The sequence below is a fragment of the Streptomyces zinciresistens K42 genome, from assembly GCF_000225525.1.
Taxonomy (GTDB): domain Bacteria; phylum Actinomycetota; class Actinomycetes; order Streptomycetales; family Streptomycetaceae; genus Streptomyces; species Streptomyces zinciresistens.
In genome coordinates, this window is sequence record NZ_AGBF01000045.1 from 20,971 (window position 1) to 43,474 (window position 22,504).

Sequence of the window (22,504 nt, forward strand, 5' to 3'; positions counted from 1 at the left end):
AGAGCCTAGTTGACGCTCTGCCACCCGCCGTGCGGAGCCGGGCGGGCGGGGCGCGGACGTCGCCCGATCGGATCAGCCGATCTTCACACCAGGGGTGGTGTGCACCGCTCCCCCGTCAGACCTCGAAGGGCCGGGCCGGCCAGGGCGCCTGGGCCGGGCGCAGGGCGTCCAGTCCGTCGCCGTCGCGTGCGGCGACCAGCGACAGGACGCCCACCACGAGGCAGTTGTTGTGCAGCTCGCCCGCGAGGACGCCCCGGACGAGCTCGGCGACCGGCACGCGCGCGTGCTCCATGTCGGCCTCCTCGTCCTCCACCAGGAAGCGTTCGCCCTCGGCTTCGGACAGGCCCCGGGCGAGGAAGATCCGTACGGCCTCGTCGCAGCCGCCGGGGGTGGTGTAGACGTCGGTCAGGACCCGCCAGTCCTCGGCCTTGACGTGGGCTTCCTCGTACAGCTCGCGCTGGGCGGCGTGCAGCGGGTTCTCGCCGGGGACGTCGAGCAGGCCGGCCGGGATCTCCCACAGCTTCTCGCGCACCGGGTGGCGGTACTGCTTGATGAGCAGCACGCGGTCCCGCTCGTCGAGGGCGAGGACGGCCACCGAGCCCGGGTGGACCTGGTAGTCGCGCCGCACCACCGAGCCGCCGGGCATGACCACGTCGTCCGTGCGGACGGAGGTCTTGTTGCCCGCGAAGGGGGTCTCCGTGGCCCGGACCTCCCACTCCTCGGGGGTGTCCTTGATCGTCATGCCCTGCCCTTCCACGTGCGCAGAGGAAAACCGGGGCGCCCGCCGTTGAGGGTTCGCGCCCCGGCCACCGTACAACTGTCGTGTCACTCGGAATCGTCGCGCGCGCCCTCGGTCTGCCGGCGCTCGACGGCCGCCTTCACGAGCCCGGCGAACAGCGGGTGCGGCCGCGTCGGGCGCGAGCGCAGCTCGGGGTGGGCCTGCGTGGCGACGAGGTAGGGGTGGACCTCGCGGGGGTACTCCACGTACTCCACGAGCTTTCCGTCCGGCGACGTGCCGGAGAACTGGATGCCCGCCTTCTTCTCCAGCTCCGCGCGGTAGGCGTTGTTGACCTCGTAGCGGTGGCGGTGCCGCTCCTCGACGTACTCCTTGCCGTCGTACACCTCGCGCACGAGGGAGCCCTCGGCCAGCTTGGCCGGGTACATGCCGAGCCGCATCGTGCCGCCCATGTCGCCCTCGCCTGCGACGATGTCGAGCTGCTCGGCCATCGTGGAGATGACCGGGTGCGCGGTCGCCGGGTCGAACTCGGTGGAGTTGGCGTCGGCGATGTCGGCGAGGTTGCGGGCCGCCTCGACCACGATGCACTGCAGGCCCAGGCACAGGCCGAGCAGCGGGACGCGGTTCTCGCGGGCGTACCTGATCGCGCCGACCTTGCCGAGCACGCCGCGGTCGCCGAAGCCGCCGGGGATGCAGATGCCGTCCACGTCGGCGAGCTGCTGCGCCGCGCCGGCCGCGGTCTTGCAGTCGTCGGAGGTGACCCACTTGATCTTCACGCGGGCCCGGTTGGCGAAGCCGCCCGCGCGCAGCGCCTCGGTGACCGAGAGGTAGGCGTCGGGCAGGTCGATGTACTTGCCGACCAGCGCGAGGGTGATCTCGTGGTCGGGGTTGTGGACGCGGTCGAGCAGATCGTCCCAGGTCGTCCAGTCCACGTCGCGGAAGGGCAGGTCGAGCTTGCGCACGACGTAGGCGTCCAGTCCCTCGCCGTGCACGGTCTTGGGGATGTCGTAGATGGACCGCGCGTCGGGGCAGGCGACCACGGCCGCCTCGTCGACGTCGCACATCAGCGAGATCTTCCGCTTGATGGCGGTGGGCACCTCGCGGTCGCAGCGCAGCACGATCGCGTCTGGCTGAATACCGATGTTGCGCAGCGCGGCGACCGAGTGCTGGGTCGGCTTCGTCTTCAGCTCTCCCGAGGGGCCGATGTACGGCAGGAGCGAGATGTGCACGACGAAGACGTTGTCCCGGCCGACCTCGTGCCGGACCTGGCGGACGGTCTCCAGGAACGGCAGCGACTCGATGTCGCCGACCGTGCCGCCGACCTCCGTGATCACCACGTCGACCTCGTCCGTCGCCATCCGGCGGATGCGGTGCTTGATCTCGTTGGTGATGTGCGGGATGACCTGGACCGTGTCACCCAGGTACTCGCCGCGGCGCTCCTTGGCGATCACCGTCGAGTACACCTGGCCGGTGGTGACGTTGGCGGATCCGTCCAGGTCGCGGTCGAGGAAGCGCTCGTAGTGGCCGATGTCCAGGTCGGTCTCGGCGCCGTCGTTCGTGACGAACACCTCACCGTGCTGGAAGGGGTTCATCGTGCCGGGGTCGACGTTGAGGTACGGGTCGAGCTTCTGCATCACGACGCGCAGACCCCGCGCCTTGAGCAGCATGCCGAGGCTGGAGGCCGTGAGGCCCTTGCCGAGCGAGGAGGCGACACCCCCGGTGACGAAGATGTGCTTGGTCGTCGTGGCTGCGTGGGTTCGGAAAGCAGCGGGCGGCATGGCCAAGAGGGGGCTCCCGTGGTCGCGATCTTGAAGTGCGGTTCGGGGGTCTTCACGCCCACCGGTCCACGGGCTACCAGGGTATCAGCGACCGGGACCGGCGGCTTCCGGCCACGCTCCGCGCACGGACGGGCACGGATCCGCACGATTCACGGATTCCCCACCCGTCGGTCACCCACTGCTCACCCGTTCGGCCGACCCGGGTTGCCCGGAGCGGCACACAGATCATCTACGTGCGTCGTATCCTGCTCGGACGTTCGCTGCCGAGCCCGGCCGGTAACACGGCACCACCCCCCGCCCGTATCGACCGGAACAACGAGAGCTCGTCAGTTCGTTGAGCAGAGATCGGCAAGAAGCGGCTGTCGTTTTGCCTCACCGAGGAAACGGCTGCTTTGCTTCACCGCTCGACGACGCATGACAAAACCCCCTGACCGCACATAGCGAGAACCCCCTTCCGTTCTGCCGTGAAGGGGGTGACGTGGCCGTTCGACTGGAGTTGCACGTGGCCGGGCGCATCGAGGACTACGCACTCATCGGAGACATGCAGACCGCTGCCCTGGTCTGCCGGGACGGCACGGTGGACTGGCTGTGCCTGCCCCGCTTCGACTCCCATGCCATCTTCGCCGGCCTGCTGGGCACAGAGGAGCACGGCTTCTGGCGGCTGGGTCCCGCGCACGCCTCGGACGCGCCGCCGCCCGCCGCGGCCCGGCGCACCTACCGCGGCGACTCGCTGATCCTGGAGTCGGAGTGGGACACGCCGCGCGGCACGGTCCGTGTGATCGACTTCATGCCCCCGCGCGACGGGGCGCCCCAGCTGATCCGGATCGTGGAGGGCGTCTCCGGCCGGGTCCCGATGCGCTCGACGCTGCGGATGCGCTTCTCCTACGGCCGCGTGGTGCCGTGGGTGCACAAGCACGAGGGCCGCACGGTCGCCGTGGCGGGCCCGGACTCCGTGTGGTTCGACGCCGAGTGCGAGACCTACGGCAAGTCCCTGACGACGTACTCGGACTTCACCGTCGGCCCCGGCGACCGCTTCGCCTTCACCATCTCCTGGCAGCCCTCCCACAAGGACGCGCCGCCGCTGCCCGAGCCGGAGACCTCGCTGACCGCCACGGAGGACTTCTGGCGGGAGTGGGTCGAGCACTGCACCTACCACGGCCCCTACCGCGAGGCCGTGATCCGCTCGCTGATCACGCTCAAGGCGCTGACGTACGCCCCCACCGGCGGCATCGTGGCGGCGCCCACGACCTCCCTTCCCGAGGAGATCGGCGGCGTCCGCAACTGGGACTACCGCTACACCTGGCTGCGGGACGCGGCGATCACCCTGTCCTCGCTGCTGCGCACCGGCTACCGCGAGGAGGCCCGCGCCTGGCGGGAGTGGCTGCTGCGGGCGGTCGCGGGCGACCCGGAGAACCTGCAGATCATGTACGGCATCGCGGGCGAGCGCGAGCTGGGCGAGGCCGAGCTGGACTGGCTGCCCGGCTACGAGAACTCCGCCCCGGTCCGGGTCGGCAACGGCGCGGCGCACCAGCTCCAGCTGGACGTCTACGGTGAGGTCACCGAGGCGCTGCACCTGGCCCACATGACCGGCCTGGCCCGCAACGACTACGCCTCGCTGCTCCAGCTGAAGCTGATCCGCTACCTGGAGGACCACTGGCAGGAGCCGGACGAGGGCATCTGGGAGGTGCGCGGCCCGCGCCGCCACTTCGTGCACTCCAAGGTCATGGCCTGGGTCGCCGTGGACCGGACGATCAAGCTCATCGAGTCCGGCGACGCCGACGGCCCGCTGGAGCGCTGGAAGGAACTGCGCGACGAGATCCACCGGGACGTCTGCGAGAAGGGCTACGACAAGGAGCGCAACACCTTCACGCAGTCCTACGGCTCCAGGGAGCTGGACGCCTCCCTGCTGCTGATCCCGCAGATGGGCTTCCTGCCGCCGGACGACAAGCGCGTCATCGGCACCATCGAGGCGATCCAGCGCGAGCTGTCCACGCCGGACGGCTTCATCCTGCGCTACCCGACGCAGGGCGAGGACGAGGGCGTCGACGGCCTGCCCGGTGACGAGGGGGCGTTCCTCGCCTGCTCGTTCTGGATGGCCGACGACCTGGCGATGATCGGCCGCGTGGACGAGGCCCGCAAGCTGTTCGAACGGCTGCTGGCGCTGCGCAATGACCTCGGTCTGCTGGCCGAGGAGTGGGACCCGGTCCTGCAGCGCCAGGTCGGCAACTTCCCGCAGGCGTTCAGCCATGTCCCGCTGATCGACACGGCGCTGCGGCTGACCGCCTCGGGGGCCTACGGCGGCTGAGGCGGCCGACAGGACGCGCGCCGCGCGCCCGCCTAGGCTGGAGTGGAGCGATTCGCCCCTTGCCGGAAGGGGGCCGTCATGGCCACCTCATCGAAGGCGGGCGCGGCGCTGGACGCGCTGCGCGAGGATCTCGGCGGCGAGGTGTTCGCTCCGGGGGACGACGGTTACGAGGACGCGCGTGTCGTCTTCAACACCATGATCGACCGGCGGCCCGCGGTGATCGCGCGGTGCGCGGACGAGGACGACGTCGTACGGGCCGTGCGGTTCGGCCGCGACCTCGATCTGAACATCGCGGTCCGCGGCGGCGGCCACAGCGTCGCCGGCATGGCGCTCAACGACAACGGCCTGGTGATCGACCTGCGTCCGATGCGGGCGGTGGGCGTGGACCCGGGGGCGCGGGCGGTCCGGGTCGGCGGCGGGGCCACCATGAGCGACCTGGACCGCGCGACCCAGCCGTACGGTCTCGCGACGACCGGGGGCCGGGCCTCCACGACCGGGGTCGGCGGCTTCGTCCTCGGCGGCGGCACGGGCTGGCTGGACCGCACGTACGGGCTCGCCGTCGACAACCTGCTGGGGGTGGACCTGGTCACCGCCGACGGCTCCCGTGTGCACGCGGACGCGGACGAGAACCCCGAGCTGTTCTGGGGTCTGCACGGGGGCGGCGGCAACTTCGGCGTCGCCACCGCGATCTCGCTGAGACTGCACGAACTGCCCGAGTTCGCCGTGGCGCTGGTGCTGTACCGGCCCGAGAGCGCGCCGGACGCCGTCCGCGCCTTCCGCGACGTGATCGAGTCCGGTCCTGACGAGGTGGGCGGCGGTGCGCTGTACTTCACCGGCCCGCCGGAGGAGTTCGTCCCGCCGTCCCTGGTCGGGAGCCTGGTGTGCGGGGTGCTGCTGACGTACGCGGGCGCCGAGGAGGAACTGCGCCGGTACGCCGGACCGCTGCTGGCGCTGCCGCACGAGGCGGAGATCGTCGGCGCCATGCCGTACGCGGACGTGCAGTGCATGATCGACGATCCGCCGGGGATGCGGCACTACTGGTCGGCGGAGTACCTGACGGGCGCGCCCGACTCCCTCGTCGACGTCTACTGCGCGGCCGGGCGCGCGATGCCGGTGCCGACCGGCACCCAGCACGTGCTGCTGCCCCAGGGCGGCGCGGTCGCCGCCGGACCGCACACGTACCCCGTCCCCTACCGGGACGCCCCCTGGGCCGTGCACCCGTACGGCATGTGGCAGGACGCGGCCGACGACGAGCGGTGCGAGCGCTGGGTGCGCGGGGTCCGGGCGGACGTACGGCCGTGGAGCACCGGCGCGGTCTATCTGAACTTCATCGGCGACGAGGGCGAGGAGCGCGTGGTGGCCGGCCTCGGCGCCGGGAACACGCGGCGGCTGGCGGAGCTGAAGAGGCGCTGGGACCCCGACAACGTCTTCCGCTTCAACCACAACATCAGGCCGCTCTGAGCGGCGTCGGCCGCCGCCCCGCCCCGGCCGTGCGCGCGCGGACGCCCCGGACGTGCCCCGGAGGGCCGGACACGGGTAGCGTCCGGCCATGGACAGCCGTACGGACAGCGCATTCGACACGCACAGCTCCGGGATCACGGTCCGGCGGGCGCTGGAGCTGCCCGGTCTGCGCAGCGCGCTCCCCGAGATCGTCGCGGGTGCCGACCGGCTGGGCCGGACCGTGCGCTGGGTGCACGCGGGCGAGGTGCCCAACATCGCCTCCCTGCTGAAGGGCGGCGAACTGCTGCTCACCACCGGCTACGGCATCGGGGCCCGCCCCGCCGAGCAGCGGGCGTTCGTGCGGACCCTCGCCGAGCGCGGGATCGCGGCCCTCGTCATCGAGCTGGGCACGCGCTTCGCCCGGCTGCCCGCCGCGCTGGTCGACACCGCGAGCGTGGCCGGGCTGCCGCTCGTCCAGCTCCATCGCGAGGTGCCGTTCGTGACGGTCACCGAGGAGATCCACACCGAGATCGTCAACGGCCACTACGCCCTGCTGCAACGGGCGGAGGAGGTGCACCGCCGGTGCACGGAGGCCCTGCTCGGCGGGGGCGGCGTGCCCCAGGTCCTGACCGTCCTCGCGGACTTCGGCGGCAACCCGGTCTTCCTGGAGGCGACGGACGGACGGCTGCTGTACGCGGCCGGTTCCGGTCCCGAGGGCGCCGATCCGCTCCAGGTCTGGGAGGGCCTGCGCGGCCAGCGCAGGGACGCGGCGCCGCCCGCCGGGGCGGTCCTGGTCGACGTCCCCGGCGGCGGGGCGGGGGCGGGTGCGGTGCGCGCCCGGCTCGTGCTGCTGCCCGTGCGCGGGCCGCTGGCCCCCGTGCACCGGATCGCCGCCGAGCGGGCCTCGGACGTGCTGGCGGTGGTGCTGATGCAGGCCAGGCAGGAGGAGGAGCTGGCGGCGCGCGGCCGCGGTGACTTCCTCACCGACCTCGCCGAGGGCCGGATCGCCGCCGAGGACGCCCCCGCGCAGGCGCGGGTGCTGGGGTTCAAGCCGGGTGACAGTCCGCTGCTGCCGGTCGTGATGCGGCTCGCGGACGGCGCGACGCCGGGCGGCGGCTGGGCGGTGCTGGCCCGCGCCGTCGGCGAGGAGCTGGCCTCGGTGGGGGTGCCGGTGCTGCTGGGCGTGCGGCCGGTGGAGGGCCGGGTGCCGCTGCTGCTGGCCCTGCGCGCGGAGTCGGAGCGGACGCCGGTCGCGGACCGGGTCGCGGTGGCGCTGCGAGCGGGTGTGGAGCGGGCCGGGATCAGCCGGCCGGGCGCACCGCCGCCGGTCGTGGTGGCCGGGGTCGCGGGCGGCTGGGCGGCGGCCTCGGCCGGTCTGCGGCACGCCGCGGAGACCGCGACCGCCGCGCAGGGGCTGGCCGACCGGCCCTGGTACGACGCCCGCCGGCTGGACATCGACCTGCTGCTGTGGCGACTGCGCGACCATCCCGACCTCGCCGCGTTCGTGGACCGGGCGATCGGCCCGCTGCGGGCGCACGACGACCGCTCGCGGCCGCCCCTGCTGCCGACGCTGGAGACGTACCTGGCGCACGCGGGCCGCAAGGCGGAGACGGCTCGCGAACTGCATCTGAACCGGCAGACGCTCTACAACCGCCTCGCCCGCATCGGGGAGTTGCTCGGCACCGACCTCGACGACCCGCAGACGGTACTGGCGTTGAGCCTGGCGCTGAGGGCCCGGCGGCACACTCCCTAGTGCGGCGACCGGGAGGGCTCACCGGCTCGCCGCGCTAGATCATGGGTCTCGGCTGCGTCAACTCGTCGTAGACGCTGAGGATTTGGGCGACGGTCTCGTCCTCGGTGGGCCAGCTGGCGATCTGGCGCACGCCCCGCCGTCTGAGCAGTTCCCGGCGGTCCGGGTCGCCGAGCAGCCGTACGACCGCCCCGGCGAGTGCGTCCGCGTCGCCGTACGGGACGAGCTCGGCGGCGTCGCCGACGAGTTCGGGGATTCCGGCCGCCCGGGCGGCGACGAGGGGCACGCGCGCGTGCAGCGCCTCCTGGGCGAGGACGGAGCGCGACTCCCAACTGCTCGGCAGCAGCGCGATGTCGGCGGCGGCGAGCAGGTCGGACACGTCGTCGCGGCGCCCGATGAGCCGCACGGGCAGGTGCTCGTCCTCGATCCGGCGCTGCAGCACCGGCCGCAGCGCCCCCTCCCCCGCGACGACGACGAGCGGCTGCGGGTCGAGAGTGCGCCACGCGCGCGAGGCGTCCAGCAGGACCTCGTGGCCGCGGTGCCGTTCGAGCGCTCCCACGGCGATCAGCAACGGCCGCCCGGTGGCCCCGAGTTCGGCGCGCGTCTTCGGCTCCAGCCGGTCGGCGTCCTCGGGCCCGGCGCCGCGGCGGGGTCCGGGCAGGGCCACGGCGGCGAGCCGCGCGTCCCGGGCGCCGGTGTGCCGGGCCCGGTCGACCAGGGCGGAGGTGCTGCCGAGGACGACCGAGGCGGTGCGGACCACCTTGCGCTCCAGCAGCTGGACGAGGTGGGCGCGGGCCCCCTCGGCGCGGGCGCGGTCGTGCCAGGTGACGACGAGCGGCGTACGCCTCCCGCTCAGCGCGAGCACGCTGCGGAACGAGGCGTGCAGCCCGTGCGCGTGCACCAGGTCGGCGTCCGCGCACGCCGCCCGCAGCGCGGCCACCGAGCCCGGGTCGCTGCTGCGCGCCACGTGCACGTGTGCGGCTCCGGCCCCCGTGAAGTCGTAGAGGCGTTCGGCCCCGAAGGGGGCGCACACGGTGACCCGCACGCCCCGTGCGACCAGACCCGAGGCCAGCGAGCGCACATGCGCGCTACTGCCGGCGTTGCCGCCGCCCAGCACCTGCACGGTGCGCAGCGACGACTGGCCGTACGGTGAGTGGCTGCTCACGGGGGTCACGTGGCCGGGGCTCCTGTTTCGGGTCGGACGGTCACGAAGAACGTACAGAAGGATCGGCCGACGGGGGTGTACCGCGGGGATCCCTGCGCCTACGACGTGTTGACGCCAAGGATGCCAGGGCGCACGGGTGTTCCGGGAACGACGAGGGTCCGTGAGCGGCGCGGGCGGCGGGCAACGCGGCGGACCGAGTAACCCGTACGAGTGATGCGGGGTGACGTCGGTGGCCGAACACGCGCACGTGGAGTGTGAGCCGGCGCACACTCCCGGGCGGTCCGCCGTCATGCGCCCGCGCCCGCGAGCCCGTCCCGGGCGAACGCGCTGACCCGGTCCCCGTACACGGCCGCCGCCACCACGGCGGCGGCGTGCGCCACGAGGCCCGCCCGGCCGTTGCCCGCGACCACGGCGGCACCGAGCGCGGCGCCCAGGGCGTGCGCCCCGGTGTCGCCGAGCATCGCCCGCTCCCCGAGGTCGTCGGGCAGGACGGCGGCGGCCGTGCCCATCGCGGTGGCCGCGAGCCGGGCGCCGGGGTCCGCGCGCAGCAGGCCGGGAGCGCCGAGCGCGAGGACGGCCGCGGCGGCTCGTCCGGGGCGCACGTCCACGAGGTTGACGAAGTGGGCGGCACCGGCGATCACGACCCCGGCGAGGAGCACGTCCGCCGGGCGCCGCTTCAGGACGGCCGCCGCGGCGAGCGCCGCGGTCGGAGACCCCGATCAACTTCACCGTCCCGCTGGTGACTTCGCCGTCCCGGAGCGCGCGGAGGTGGGCGCGGAACCCGCGCCGGGGGTCGTTCGCCGCGGCCAGGTCGTCGTAGGCCCCGCAGAGGCCCGCCGCGGCCACGGCCGCGCCCGCGGCCGGTGCGACGCGCCAGGCACCGGCGGCGCACGCCAGGGCCGAGGCCGCCCCGGCGTACAACTCCACCGGCCGTCCCGCGTGGTTGGGGCGCAGCCAACGGTCACGGCCGCCGGGCGCCGTGCCGCGCAGGGCCGCGGCGGCGGCGCGGGTCAGGGCCGCGGAGAGGCCGAAGGCGGTCGTCCTCGGGGCGCGTTCGCTCATCCGGACACCCTGCGGGCCGCGGCCGGCGCGGGCCGGGGCCCGGTCAGGCGTCGGAGCGGGCCGTCTCCAGCAACTCCTCCGCGTGCGCGCGGGCGGTCTGCGAGTCCTCCTGTCCGGCGAGCATCCGGGACAGCTCCCTGATGCGGTCCTCGCCCTCCAGGACCTTCACACCGGAGCGGGTGACGGAGCCGTCGTCGGTCTTCTCCACGAGCAACTGCCGGTCGGCGAAGGCCGCGACCTGCGGCAGGTGGGTCACCACCACGACCTGCGCGGTCCTGGCGAGCCTGGCGAGCCGCCGGCCGATCTCCACGGCCGCCTTGCCGCCGACACCTGCGTCGACCTCGTCGAAGAGGTACGTCGGCACGGGGTCGGTCCCGGCGAAGACGACCTCGACGGCGAGCATCACGCGCGACAGCTCACCGCCGGAGGCGCCCTTGGCGATGGGCCGCGGCGGCGCCCCGGGGTGCGGGGCGAGCAGCAGCTCGACCTCGTCGGCGCCGGCCGGACCGTAGGCGACCGGCCGGCCGCCGACCTCGACGCCCTCGGGGTCCTCGGTCTGGCGCAGCGCGAAGGACACGCGCGCGTGCGGCATCGCGAGCGAGGCCAGCTCCGCCGTGACGGCCGCCGCGAACCGCTCGGCGGCCTCGCTCCGGGCGTCGGTGAGCGCCTGGGCCAGGCCGCCCAGTCCGGTGCGCAGGCCGTCGCGCTCGGCGGTCAGCTCGCCGATCCGCTCGTCGTCGCCGTCGAGTTCGGACAGCCGTGCGCCGCTGCGCTCGGCCCAGGCGAGCACGGCGGCGACGTCCGGGCCGTACTTGCGGGTGAGGGTGGTCAGCGCGGCCCGCCGCTCCTCCACGGCGGCCAGCCGCAGCGGATCGGCGTCCAGGTCGTCGGCGTATCCGGCCAGCTCGCCCGCGACGTCGCCGAGCAGGATGCCGATCTCGCCGATCCGGTCGGTCAGCGCGGCGAGGGCCGGGTCGTGGGAGCGCACGGCGTCCAGGGCCCGCTGGGCGCCCGCGACGAGCGTGGCCGCGTCGATGCCCTCCGGGTCCTCCGGGTTGCCCGCGAGCGCGGCGTGCGCGACGGTGGCTGCCGAGGACAGCGCCTCCGCGTGCCCGAGCCGCTCGGCCTCCTCGGCGAGCTCCACGTCCTCGCCCGCGCGGGGCTCCACGGCCGCGATCTCGTCCAGGCCGAACCGCAGCAGGTCGGCCTCCTGGGCCCGCTCACGCGCGCGCGTGGTGATCTCGTCGAGTTCGACGGCGACGGCCCGCAGCCGCCGGTACGCCTCGGCGTACTTGGCGAGCGGCACCGCGACGGAGTCGCCCGCGTACCGGTCGAGCGCCTGGCGCTGGCGGGACAGCTTCAGCAGTCCCTGCTGGTCGGTCTGCCCGTGCACGGCGACCAGTTCGTCGGCGAGCTCGGCCAGCACGCCCACCGGAACGCTGCGCCCGCCCACGTGCGCCCGGGACCGCCCCTCGGCGGAAACGGTACGGCTGATGAGCAGCTCGCCGTCGTCCAGCTCGGCGCCCGCCTCCTGCGCGCGTGCCGCGACCGGGGCGCCCGCGGGAACGGTGATCCGCCCCTCCACGACCGCCCGGTCCGCGCCGATCCGCACCAGCGCCGGGTCCGCCCGCCCGCCGAGCAGCAGCCCGAGGCTGGTGACCACCATGGTCTTGCCCGCGCCCGTCTCGCCCGTGACCGCGGTGAACCCCGGCGACAGCTCGACGACCGCGTCGTCGATGACTCCGAGCGACCGTATCCGCATCTCCTCCAACACGGACACGACCTTACGAGGTCGGCGGCCGGGCATGCGACGGCCCCCCGTCCCAGTCCGGTGAAGGTCCAGGTGACGAATGCGGACCGACCTCCCATGTCACCCGGGCGGGTGGAGCCGCCCCGGGCCCGGCCGGAGCCCTCAGTGGGGCGCTCCGCGCCAGCCGGAGACCGGCAGGGCGAACTTCGCCACCAGCCGGTCGGTGAAGGAGGCGTGGTGCAGCCGGGCCAGCCGCACCGGCACCGCCCCGCGCCGCACCTCCACGCGCGCTCCGGGCGGCAGCTCGACCGTCCGCCGCCCGTCGCACCACAGGACACCCGGCGGGATGTGCGGCAGCACCTCCACGGCCAGCACCGAGTCAGGCGAGGTCACCAGGGGCTTGGCGAACAGCGCGTGCGCCGAGATCGGCACCATCAGCAGCGCCTCGACCTCCGGCCACACCACGGGACCGCCCGCGGAGAACGCGTACGCCGTCGACCCGGTCGGCGTGGACAGCACGATGCCGTCGCACCCGAACCCGGTCACCGGACGGCCGTCGATCTCCAGCACGACCTCCAGGAGCTTCTCGGCGCCGGCCTTCTGCACGGCGGCCTCGTTCAGCGCCCAGTCCGTGTGCACGATGGTGCCGTTCTGGTGCACGACGACATCGACCGTCATGCGCTCCTCGACCTCGTACGACCGGGTCACGACCCGGTCGACGACCTTGTCGAGGTCGTCGCGCTCGGCCTCGGCGAGAAAGCCGACCCGTCCGAGGTTGACGCCCAACATCGGCACGCCCGACGCCCGCGCGAACTCGGCGCCGCGCAGCAGCGTCCCGTCGCCGCCGAGCACGATGAGCAGTTCGCAGCCGTCGAGGCACTGCGGCGTCGCCTCCTCGATCAGCTCCACCTCGGCCGGCAGCGGCAGGTCCTCCGCCTCGGCCTCCAGCACCCGCACACCGATCCCCGACCGCAGCAGTCCCCCGACCACCAGCTCGGCGCTGCGAATGGCCGCGGGCCGCCCGGTGTGGGCGAGCAGGAAAACAGTACGAGCTCGGTTCTGGGTCAACGCGGCCCCTCCGCCACTGCACGGTCGATGTCGGCCGGGTCCGGAGCGGGCGCCCCGGCACGCAGCCAGAGAAAGTACTCGACGTTCCCGGAGGGACCGGGCAGCGGACTGGCCGTGACCCCCCGCACGCCGAGGCCCAGTTCCCACGCCCTGGCGGCGACGGCGCGCACGGCCTCCGCCCGCAGCTGCGGACTGCGGACCACTCCCCCGCTGCCCAGCCGCTCCCTGCCCACCTCGAACTGCGGCTTGACCATCATCACCAGATCGGCGTCCGGCTTCACGCACCGCACCAGAGCGGGCAGTACCAGGCCGAGCGGGATGAAGGACAGATCCCCCACGACAAGATCCACAGGCTCCCCATCGATCGCTTCGAGCGTCAACTCGCGTACGTTCGTACGGTCCTTGACGGTGACGCGTTCATCGCTGCGGAGGGTCCAGGCCAGTTGTCCGTAGCCGACGTCGACGGCGACGACGTGCGCGGCGCCCGAGCGCAGCAGCACATCGGTGAACCCGCCGGTCGACGCGCCGGCGTCCAGCGCCCGGCGCCCTTCGACGGCGAGCCCGAGCGGCACGAACGCCGCGAGCGCGCCCGCGAGCTTGTGCCCGCCCCGGGAGACGTAGTCGGGGTCGCCGTCGTCCTGCGACACGACGATGGCGGCCGCGGTCTCGACCTGGGTGGCGGATTTGGTCGCGACGGACTTGCCGACGGTGACCCGTCCCGCCGCGATCAGCTGACCGGCGTGCTCACGCGAGCGCGCGAGCTTCCGGCGGACCAGCTCCGCGTCCAGACGGCGGCGTGCGACTCCTGCCACGTTCGGTTCAGCTCCTCGTCCCGTACGGCGTCGGGGGCGCCGGAGGTCCCGGACGGGCGTCGAGCGCGGTGAGCGCGTCGCGCAGCCCCCGGTGCACATCCTCGTACACCTCGACGTGGCCGTCCGTGGCGAGGTGGTCGGCGTCACCCAGCCGCGCCAGCCGGGCGTCCACCTCGGGGTGCCCGGTGGGCGTGCGCACGACGTCCAGCGGGGCGGGCGCGGCGGGGCCGTCCCCGGGTCCGGCCGCGCCGTCCGGCGGCGCTGTCTCGCCCTCGACCGGTGTCGGGGCCTCGGGCGCAGAGTCGCTCATGCCCAGACGCTACCCCGAACGGCTGGGGTACCGTCGGTCCCGATGGCCACGATCGAGGAGTGCCGCGCCGCACTCGAAAAGCTCTCGGACTCCCTGCAGCGCGCCGAAGGGGACGTCCGGGCGGCCGCCGCCCTGGACCGCTCGGTGAGCTGCCACATCACCGACCTGGACGTCACGTTCGCGGGCCGTATGGCGGGCGGCCGGATCCGGGTGCACGAGACGGTGGACGGCCCGCCGCGCGAGAAGGCCCAGATCAGACTGAGCATGACCGGCGACGACCTGGTCGCCCTGGTCGGCGGCGACCTCCACTTCGCCAAGGCGTGGGGCTCGGGCCGGGTCAGGCTGCACGCGGGCGTGCGCGACCTGCTCCTGCTCAGGAAGCTCCTGTAGCGGCGGCCTTCGCCCGCGTCCGCGCCGGACGGGCGGCCGGCACCACCAGCGGCGTGCCCGTCTCGGGGTCGTCGATGACCTGGCAGCGCAGCCCGAAGACGTCCTCGACCAGCTCGGCCGTGACGATGTCGCGGGGCGCGCCCTCGGCGATCACCGAGCCGCCGCGCAGGGCGACGAGATGCGTCGCGTACCGGGCGGCGTGGTTGAGGTCGTGCAGGACGGCGACGAGCGTGCGGCCCTGCTCCTCGTGCAGTTCCGCGCACAGGTCGAGGACGTCGATCTGGTGCTGGATGTCGAGGTAGGTGGTCGGCTCGTCGAGCAGGAGCAGCGGGGTCTGCTGGGCGAGCGCCATGGCGATCCACACGCGCTGGCGCTGACCGCCGCTCAGCTCGTCGACGTAGCGCTCCGCCAGCTCGGCCACGCCGGTCTGCCGCATCGACTCCCGGACGACCCGCTCGTCCTCGTCCGACCACTGGCGCAGGATGCCCTGGTGCGGATACCGGCCGCGGCCCACCAGGTCGGCGACGGTGATGCCGTCGGGCGCGATCGACGACTGTGGCAGCAGTCCGAGGGTGCGCGCGACCTTCTTCGCCGGCATCGACTGGATGGCCTGCCCGTCGAGCAGGACCCGGCCCTGCCGGGGCCGCAGCATCCGCGACAGGGCGCGCAGCAGCGTGGACTTGCCGCAGGCGTTCGGGCCGACGATCACGGTGAAGGAGTTGTCGGGTATCTCCACCGACAGCTGCTCGGCGATCACCCGCTGGTCGTAGGCGAGGGTCACGTTGTCGGCGGACAGGCGGTTCACGGTGCTCCTTCGGTGGTTCGGCCCGCGGTCGGGCCCGCTGCGGGAGGCGCCGGCGTTCATATCCGGCCCGCCTTGCGCTCGGTGACCAGCAGCCACAGCAGATAGACCCCGCCGAGCACGCCGGTGACCACGCCGACCGGCAGCTGGTCGGCGCCGAAGACGCGCTGGGAGATCCAGTCGGCGCTGACCAGCAGGGCGGCGCCCATGCACAGCGAGGCCAGCAGGTTGGGGCCGGGGGCGCGGGTCAGCCGGCGGGCGAGCTGCGGGGCGGTGAGCGCCACGAAGCTGACGGGCCCCGCGGCGGCGGTGGCGGCCGCGGTCAGCAGCACGGCGGCCAGCATCAGCAGCAGCCGTACGCGTTCGACCCGCACGCCCAGCGCGTACGAGACGTCGTCGCCCATCTCCATCATGCGCAGGCCGCGCGCGTGGGCGAGGACGAGCGGCACGAGGACGGCGCACAGTCCGAGCAGCGGCCAGACCTGGTCCCAGTCCCGGCCGCTGAGCGAGCCCGTCATCCAGACGACGGCCCGCGCCGCCTCGAACAGGTCCGCCTTGGTCAGCAGATAGCCGTTGACCGCCGTCATGATCGCGGACATGCCGATGCCGACCAGGACGAGCCGGTATCCGTGCACACCCCGCTTCCAGGCGAGCACGTAGAGGGCGAACCCGGCCCCGAGTCCGCCCGCGAGCGCGCCGAGGGTGATCTGGGTGGCGCCCCCGGAGAACAGCACGATCACCGTGAGCGCGCCCGCCGTGGCGCCCTGCCCGAGCCCCAGGATGTCCGGGCTGCCCAGCGGGTTGCGCGACAGCGCCTGGAACAGCGCGCCGCCCAGCCCGAGCGAGGCGCCGACCAGCAGTGCGACGAGCACGCGCGGCAGCCGCAGTTCGTTGACGATGAACTCCTGGCCCGGGTTGCCCCGGCCGAACAGCGTGCGCAGCACGTCGCCCGCGCCGATCGGGAAGTCGCCCGTGCCGACCAGCAGGACGCCGGCCGTGAGAGCGGCCAGCAGCAGCAGGACGACGACGGTCAGCGCCCGGACGTCCAGCCGGACGGAGAGCCCGCCGCGGGTGCGCAGGGTCCTGCCGGTCCGGGCGGCCCCGGACGCCTCGGCCTCCCCGCCGGTCGCGTTGTCGCCTGCGGTCCTCACAGCTGGGCCGTCCTCCGCCGTCGTACGAGAATGATGAAGACCGGTCCGCCGAGGAGCGCGGTGACGATGCCGACCTGGAGCTCGGAGGGCCGGGCCACGAGCCGGCCGAGCACATCCGCGCCGAGCAGCAGCACGGGCGACAGGACGGCCGCGTACGGCAGGATCCAGCGCAGGTCGGGACCGGTGAACGAGCGGACCACGTGCGGCACCATCAGCCCGACGAACACGATCGGTCCGCAGGCCGCGGTCGCGGCCCCGCACAGCACGGTGGCCGCGAGCATGGCGAGCACCCGGGTGCGGTTGAGGTTGGCGCCGAGGGCCCGCGCGGTGTCGTCGCCCATCTCCATGGCGTTGAGCGGCCGGGCGAGCGCGAGCGCGAGGACCATGCCGACCACGAGGAACGGCAGCACCTGCCGGATCGTCGCGTCGGTCGCCGAACTCAGCGAACCCACCGTCCAGAAGCGCATCTTGTTCAGCGCGGCGTTGTCCATGATCATCACGGCCTGGAGATAGCCGTAGAGGGCGGCGCTGATCGCCGTGCCGGCCAGCGCGAGCCGGACCGGGGTGGCGCCCCGGCTGCCGCCGAGGAACCACACCAGCGCCCCTACCCCGGCGGCCCCGAGGAAGGCGAACCAGACGTAGCCGCTCAGGCTGGTCACACCGAAGAACGTGATCGCGGTGACGACCGCGGCGGACGCGCCCGCGTTGATGCCGAGCAGCCCCGGGTCCGCGAGCGGGTTGCGGGTGAGCGCCTGGAGCACGGCGCCCGCGAGGCCGAGGGCGGCACCGGCGAGCAGACCGAGGACCGTGCGCGAGATCCGGTCGTCCACCACGACGTCGCCGTAGGTGCCCGAACTCTGGAACAGCCCGTGCCAGACCTCCCCCACGGACAGCTGTTTCGCACCGACCGCGATGCTCGCCGTCACCACGACCAGCAGGATCAGGACGGAGACGAGCAGCCCGACGGCACGCAACGCACGTCGGGCCGGGGGCGCGGACACCGGGTCCGCGCGCTGTTCAGGAGGACTGTCGACCAACACGTGGTTAGGTTAGCCTACCCTGCCAAGAGCTTGCGATCCCGGTCGGGCGAGGCCGTGTTCCGGCCGGGACCATCGCATCTGACGGACCGTCGGCACCAGTCCGTCACAGGCCCAGCCGCGCCAGCGCCTTCCCCGCGTCCAGCGTGCACGTGCCGTCCCCGGCCCGGGTCCAGGCCGCCGCGCACAGCGCGCGCAGACCGTCCGCCGCCGCGCCGTCGCCGTTCAGCTCCAGCCGGTCGTCGCCCGCCGTGGCCGTCCAGCCGCCGCACCCGAAGCCGTCGCCCTCCTCGGCGACCTCCGGCTGCCCGGTGAGCAACCCGCGCAGATCCTCGTCGACATAGGTCGGCCGGTGCCGCGGGGGCGCCGCCAGCAACTGCGCCCCGTCGGTCACCCCGGTGAGCACCAGCAGCGAGTCCACCTCCCCGTTGAACGCGCCCTCGATGTCGGTGTCCAGCCGGTCGCCCACCACCAGCGGCCGCTCGGCGCCGGTCCGCAGGATCGTCTCCCGGTGCATCGGGGGCAGCGGCTTCCCCGCCACCCGCGGTTCGGCCCCGGTCGCGATCCGCACCACCTCGACCGCCGCTCCGTTGCCCGGCGCGATCCCGCGCCCGCTGGGAATCGTCAGATCGGTGTTCGACGCGAACCACGGCACCCCGCGCGCGACGGCGTAGGACGCCTCGGCGAACCGCCCCCACGTCAGGTCGGGCCCCCCGAACCCCTGCACCACCGCGGCCGGTTCGTCGTCCGCCGACTCGACCGGCTCCAGGCCGCGCTCGCGCAGCGCGACCCGCAGCCCCTCCCCGCCGACCACGAGCACCCGGGCGCCCGCCGGCACCTGCTCGCTGATCAGCCGCGCCACCGCCTGCGCGGAGGTGATGACATCGGCCGCACCGGCCGGGACGCCGAGCTCCGAGAGATGCGCGGCCACCGCGGCCGGGGTGCGCAGCGCGTTGTTGGTGACGTAGGCGAGACGCATCCCGCCGCCGCGGGCCGCCGCGAGGGAGTCGACGGCGTACGCGATCGCGTCACCTCCCGCGTACACCACACCGTCGAGGTCGAGCAGCGCCGTGTCGTACGCCTCGCTCAGGGCCCGGTCAGCGCCCTGCGGCCTCGTCCTGACGCTCTGGCTCATTCCGCATCGCTCCTCGTAAGACGGCTTTCACCCGATCATCCCCCATGCCACCGACACCCGTACGATGCCGGGATGAACACAGCAGGTCACCCGGAACCCCGCACGGGCCGCGGCCTGGAACTCACCCCGTTCCGCGGCCTGCGGTACGACCCCGACCGGGTCGGCAGCCTGGCCGCCGTGACATCGCCGCCGTACGACGTCGTCGTCCGCCCCGACGGCGTGCACCACCTCCAGGACTCCGACCCCCACAACATCGTCCGCCTGATCCTTCCTCAGGCCGACAGCCCGGCCGCCCGCAACGAACAGGCCGCGACGACGCTGCGCCGCTGGCTCTCCGACGGGGTCCTCACCGCCGACCCCGAACCGGCCCTGTACGTCTACGAGCAGCGCGACGGCGCGGGCATGCTCCAGCGCGGCGTCATCGGCGCCCTGCGCGTGACGGAACCGTCCGAGGGCCTGGTCCTGCCGCACGAGGACGTCATGCCGCACGTGGTCGCCGACCGGGCCGGCCTGATGCGCGCCACCTCGGCGAACCTCGAACCCCTGCTGCTGACCTACCGCGGCAACGGCACGGCCACCGACACCACCGCCGTCATCGACCGCACCGTCGCGCTCCCGCCCCTGTTCACCACCACCACGGAGGACGGCTTCAGCCATCGGCTGTGGGCCGTCACCGACCCCGCCGACCTGGCCCGCGTCCGCCGCGACCTGACCCGCCGCCAGGCCCTGATCGCCGACGGACACCACCGCTGGGCGACCTATCTCAGGCTGCGTGCCGAGCACGGCACGCCCAGCCCCTGGGACTACGGCCTGGTCCTCCTGGTCGACACCGCCCGCTACCCCCTCAGGGTGCGGGCCATCCACCGCCTGCTGCACGGCCTGCCGGTCGCCGAGGCGGTGGTGGCCCTGGGCGACCGCTTCCGCGTACGCCGCCTCGACGTGCCGCTGGCCGAAGCGCTGGACGCCCTGGCCGACGCCGCCTGCGCGGGCAACGCCTACCTCCTCGCCGGGGACGGCGCCTTCCATCTGGTGGACCGCCCGGACCCCGGCCTCCTCGACCGTACTGTCCCCGCCGACCGCCCCGCCGCCTGGCGTACCCTGGACGCCACCGTCCTGCACGCCACGCTGCTCGCCCATGTCTGGCACGTCCCCGAGGACGACCCGGCCCGGATCGCCTACATCCACGACACCGCCGCCACCGTCGGCAAGGCGGAACGCGACGGCGGTACGGCCGTCCTGATGCACCCCGTCCGCGAGGACGTGGTGCGCGACCTCGCCCGCCAGGGCGCCACGATGCCCCGCAAGTCCACGTCCTTCGGCCCCAAACCCGCCTCCGGCCTGGTACTGCGCGCACTCGACGGCTGACGCGCCCCACGCGGACATGCCGAAGGGGTGGGACCCGAGCCGGATCCCACCCCTTCGTCTCCCTCAGGTCCTATCGAGCCGGCAGGTGCTGCCGGGCCGGGCCGGGTGACTCAGTCGTCGTCGCCCGCCGACGGCAGGTCGCCGTCCTCGTCGCCGGCCTTGACGACGTCTTCGTTCACGACATCGTCCGCGGGCTCGTCGGCACGCTCGGCCTCTGCCTCTGCCTCTGCCTCTGCCTCGTCGAGGGCGTCGACGAACTCCACGCCGTCCAGCTCCGCGAGCCGGTCGGAGGCGTCCGTGCTGCCGTCCTTGTCGGCCTCCACGGCCTTCGCGAACCACTCCCGCGCCTCGTCCTGCCGCCCGGTGGCGAACAGCGCGTCGGCGTAGGCGTACCGCAGCCGCGCCGTCCAGGGCTGCACCGCGTGGGAGGCAAGCTCGGGGCTCTGGAGCGTCACGATGGCCGCGTCGAGCTGCCCCATGTCACGCCGGGCACCGGCCGCGACGAGCCGCATCTCGACCTGGCCGGCCTTGTCGAGCTTCTGCACCTCGGGGGCCCCGGCCATGTCGAGCGCCTTCTCCGGCCGGCCGAGCCCGCGCTCGCAGTCCGCCATCAGCGGCCACAGCTCCGCGCCCCCGGTCATCCGGCGCGCGGCCCGGAACTCCGCGAGCGCCTCGGCGTACTTCTGGTTGGCGTACGCGGCGAAACCTGCCGCCTCGCGTACGGCCGCCACACGCGACGCCAGCCGCAGCGCGACGCGGGCGTAGCCGTAGGCGCCCTCGGGGTCCTCGTCGATGAGCCGCGCGACCATCACCAGGTTGCGGGCCACGTCCTCGGCGAGCGTCTTCGGCAGACTCTGCAGCTCCTGCCGTACGTCCTTGTCGATCTCGTCGCCCGTGACGTCCTCGGGGATCGGCAGCCGTTTGATCGGCTCGCGGTCGCCGCGGTCACGGTCGCGCTCGTCACGGAAGCGTCCGCCGCCACGGCGGTCGTCCCTGCGGTCGTCGCGCCGGTCGTCCCTGCGGAACCCGCCGGGCCGGCCGCCCCGGTCGTCGCGGCGGGGGCCACGGGCACCCCGGTCGTCACGCCCGCGGAACCCGCCGCGCTCACCACGGCTGTCGTCCCGCCGGAACGAGGGACGGTCGCCCTCACGGCGGTCATCCCGACGATCGTCACGACGGAACGCAGGACGGTCACCGCGGTCGGGGCGGTCGTCACGACGGAACGAAGGTCGGTCGCCCTCACGGCGGTCATCCCGACGATCGTCACGACGGTCGTCACGACGGAACGCAGGACGGTCACCGCGGTCGGCGCGGTCGTCACGACGGAACGAGGGTCGGTCACCGCGGTCACCGCGCTCGTCGCGGCGGAAGCCTCGGTCGCGGTCGCGGTCGTCCCGGCGGAAGCCGCCGCGGTCACCGTCCCGGCGGTCATCGCGGCGGTCATCGCGGCGGAAGCCTCGGTCCCGGTCGTCGCTCCGGCGGTCGTCACGCCGGTCGTCACCGCGGCCGTAGCCGCCACGGTCGTCACGACGGAAGCCGCCCCTGTCACCGCGGTCGTCGTCACGCCGGTACGACGGGCGGTCACCCTCCCGACGGAAGCCACCCCGGTCGTCGTCACGACGGAACGAGGGACGGTCGCCCTCACGGCGGTCATCCCGACGATCGTCACGACGGAACGCAGGACGGTCGTTGTCACGGCGGAAGGTCGGACGGTCGTTGTCACGACGGAAGCCGCCGCGGTCACCCCGGTCGTCGTCACGGCGGAACGCCGGCCGGTCACCGTCCCGACGGAATCCGCGGTCACGATCACGGTCACGGTCGTCACGGCGCGGACCGCTGGGACGGTCGTCACGGCGCGGGCCGCCCGAGCGGTCGTCACGACGGAACGCGGGCCGGGGTCCGCGATCGCTGTCGCTGTCGCGCCAGCTGCCGCCGCCGTTACCGCCACGGCTGTCGTCGCGGCGGTAACGGCCGCCGTCACCACGGTCGTTGTCACGCCTGTCGCTGTCACGACGGTCACCGCCGCGGCGATCGCTGTCACGACGGTCATCGTCGCGGCGGAATCCGCCACGGTCCCCGCGGTAGCCGCCTCGATCCCCCCGGTCGCCGCGGTCACCACTGTCCCGTCGTCGCTGGTCGCGCTCCGGTCGATCGTCGGGAGAGTTGGTGGACATCGGTGACTCCTGTCTTCGGTACCGCAAGCATTGTAAAAACAAAAGGACCCCTGGTCCCAGCTGAACGCTGGGACCAGGGGTCCTTTCCAAAGATTGTTCGGCGGCGTCCTACTCTCCCACAGGGTCCCCCCTGCAGTACCATCGGCGCTGTAAGGCTTAGCTTCCGGGTTCGAAATGTAACCGGGCGTTTCCCTCACGCTATAACCACCGAAACCCTAATGGTTTCGAGCGAACAAGCACACTTTTCTGTTATGCGTTCTGCTCTGTAACCGGC

The 22,504-nt window shown here is 73.7% G+C and carries 17 protein-coding genes, 1 rRNA gene and 2 pseudogenes; 5 read left to right on the top strand and 15 right to left on the bottom strand.

Annotation, left to right across the window (positions count from 1 at the left end):
- Positions 1-115: 115 nt before the first annotated feature.
- Complete coding sequence (locus tag SZN_RS15870; RefSeq protein WP_007496123.1) at positions 116-742, bottom strand: NUDIX domain-containing protein; 627 nt, start codon at positions 740-742, stop codon at positions 116-118.
- A gap of 83 nt (positions 743-825) precedes the next feature.
- A complete protein-coding gene (locus tag SZN_RS15875; protein WP_007496125.1) occupies positions 826-2,514 on the bottom strand; it encodes a CTP synthase in 1,689 nt (562 codons plus the stop codon).
- Positions 2,515-3,016: 502 nt separating this feature from the next.
- Between SZN_RS15875 and SZN_RS15880 the strand changes: the two genes are divergently transcribed.
- The 3 genes from SZN_RS15880 to SZN_RS15890 all read left to right on the top strand — a co-directional run bounded on the left by SZN_RS15880 (position 3,017) and on the right by SZN_RS15890 (position 8,012).
- The gene (locus tag SZN_RS15880) at positions 3,017-4,819 is read left to right on the top strand and encodes a glycoside hydrolase family 15 protein (RefSeq protein WP_007496127.1); all 1,803 of its coding nucleotides are present in this window, start codon (positions 3,017-3,019) and stop codon (positions 4,817-4,819) included.
- A 78-nt stretch (positions 4,820-4,897) separates the two neighbouring features.
- Positions 4,898-6,280 carry an FAD-binding oxidoreductase gene (locus SZN_RS15885; protein WP_007496129.1) on the top strand — a complete coding sequence of 461 codons (1,383 nt, stop codon included), beginning with the start codon at positions 4,898-4,900 and terminating at the stop codon, positions 6,278-6,280.
- An 88-nt stretch (positions 6,281-6,368) separates the two neighbouring features.
- Complete coding sequence (locus SZN_RS15890; protein WP_007496132.1) at positions 6,369-8,012, top strand: PucR family transcriptional regulator; 1,644 nt, start codon at positions 6,369-6,371, stop codon at positions 8,010-8,012.
- Positions 8,013-8,046: 34 nt separating this feature from the next.
- Here SZN_RS15890 and SZN_RS15895 read toward each other — a convergent pair whose 3' ends face one another.
- The 6 genes and pseudogenes from SZN_RS15895 to SZN_RS15920 all read right to left on the bottom strand — a co-directional run bounded on the left by SZN_RS15895 (position 8,047) and on the right by SZN_RS15920 (position 14,176).
- On the bottom strand, positions 8,047-9,183 hold the full coding sequence (locus SZN_RS15895) for a glycosyltransferase family 4 protein (RefSeq protein WP_007496134.1): 1,137 nt from the start codon (positions 9,181-9,183) through the stop codon (positions 8,047-8,049).
- A 278-nt stretch (positions 9,184-9,461) separates the two neighbouring features.
- A pseudogene (locus SZN_RS15900) lies at positions 9,462-10,236 on the bottom strand (hypothetical protein).
- Between the two features lie 43 nt (positions 10,237-10,279).
- On the bottom strand, positions 10,280-11,998 hold the full coding sequence (gene recN, locus SZN_RS15905) for a DNA repair protein RecN (RefSeq protein ID WP_007496137.1): 1,719 nt from the start codon (positions 11,996-11,998) through the stop codon (positions 10,280-10,282).
- Between the two features lie 150 nt (positions 11,999-12,148).
- Entirely contained in the window at positions 12,149-13,054 is a 906-nt protein-coding gene (locus SZN_RS15910; RefSeq protein ID WP_043730970.1) for an NAD kinase, read from the bottom strand.
- Entirely contained in the window at positions 13,051-13,866 is an 816-nt protein-coding gene (locus SZN_RS15915) for a TlyA family RNA methyltransferase (protein WP_007496142.1), read from the bottom strand. The genes SZN_RS15910 and SZN_RS15915 overlap by 4 nt, the downstream gene beginning before the upstream one ends.
- A gap of 7 nt (positions 13,867-13,873) precedes the next feature.
- A complete protein-coding gene (locus SZN_RS15920; protein WP_007496144.1) occupies positions 13,874-14,176 on the bottom strand; it encodes a hypothetical protein in 303 nt (100 codons plus the stop codon).
- Positions 14,177-14,218: 42 nt separating this feature from the next.
- Here SZN_RS15920 and SZN_RS15925 point away from each other — a divergent pair, with 42 nt between their 5' ends.
- Positions 14,219-14,566 carry a hypothetical protein gene (locus SZN_RS15925; RefSeq protein WP_007496146.1) on the top strand — a complete coding sequence of 116 codons (348 nt, stop codon included), beginning with the start codon at positions 14,219-14,221 and terminating at the stop codon, positions 14,564-14,566.
- Here the strand turns inward: SZN_RS15925 and SZN_RS15930 are convergent.
- The 4 genes from SZN_RS15930 to SZN_RS15945 form a co-directional block, all read right to left on the bottom strand.
- On the bottom strand, positions 14,550-15,431 hold the full coding sequence (locus tag SZN_RS15930; RefSeq protein ID WP_208865810.1) for an ABC transporter ATP-binding protein: 882 nt from the start codon (positions 15,429-15,431) through the stop codon (positions 14,550-14,552). The genes SZN_RS15925 and SZN_RS15930 overlap by 17 nt on opposite strands.
- Complete coding sequence (locus SZN_RS15935; protein WP_007496149.1) at positions 15,428-16,519, bottom strand: FecCD family ABC transporter permease; 1,092 nt, start codon at positions 16,517-16,519, stop codon at positions 15,428-15,430. The genes SZN_RS15930 and SZN_RS15935 overlap by 4 nt, the downstream gene beginning before the upstream one ends.
- Positions 16,516-17,559: a FecCD family ABC transporter permease gene (locus SZN_RS15940; protein WP_043730973.1), complete on the bottom strand. Its 1,044-nt coding sequence runs from the start codon at positions 17,557-17,559 to the stop codon at positions 16,516-16,518. Before SZN_RS15940 ends, SZN_RS15935 begins: the two co-directional genes overlap by 4 nt.
- Positions 17,560-17,662: 103 nt before the next feature.
- Complete coding sequence (locus SZN_RS15945) at positions 17,663-18,691, bottom strand: HAD hydrolase-like protein (RefSeq protein ID WP_007496151.1); 1,029 nt, start codon at positions 18,689-18,691, stop codon at positions 17,663-17,665.
- Between the two features lie 72 nt (positions 18,692-18,763).
- Here SZN_RS15945 and SZN_RS15950 point away from each other — a divergent pair, with 72 nt between their 5' ends.
- On the top strand, positions 18,764-20,056 hold the full coding sequence (locus SZN_RS15950; protein WP_007496152.1) for a DUF1015 family protein: 1,293 nt from the start codon (positions 18,764-18,766) through the stop codon (positions 20,054-20,056).
- Between the two features lie 110 nt (positions 20,057-20,166).
- On the opposite strand, the gene SZN_RS41945 is transcribed toward SZN_RS15950, so the two are convergent.
- The 3 genes and pseudogenes from SZN_RS41945 to rrf all read right to left on the bottom strand — a co-directional run bounded on the left by SZN_RS41945 (position 20,167) and on the right by rrf (position 22,442).
- The gene (locus SZN_RS41945) at positions 20,167-20,973 is read right to left on the bottom strand and encodes a tetratricopeptide repeat protein (RefSeq protein WP_208865811.1); all 807 of its coding nucleotides are present in this window, start codon (positions 20,971-20,973) and stop codon (positions 20,167-20,169) included.
- 156 nt (positions 20,974-21,129) lie between these two features.
- Positions 21,130-21,834 (bottom strand): annotated as a pseudogene (locus tag SZN_RS43605) (tetratricopeptide repeat protein); the annotation flags it as partial.
- Positions 21,835-22,325: 491 nt separating this feature from the next.
- Positions 22,326-22,442, bottom strand: a 5S ribosomal RNA gene (gene rrf, locus SZN_RS15965).
- Positions 22,443-22,504: the final 62 nt, after the last annotated feature.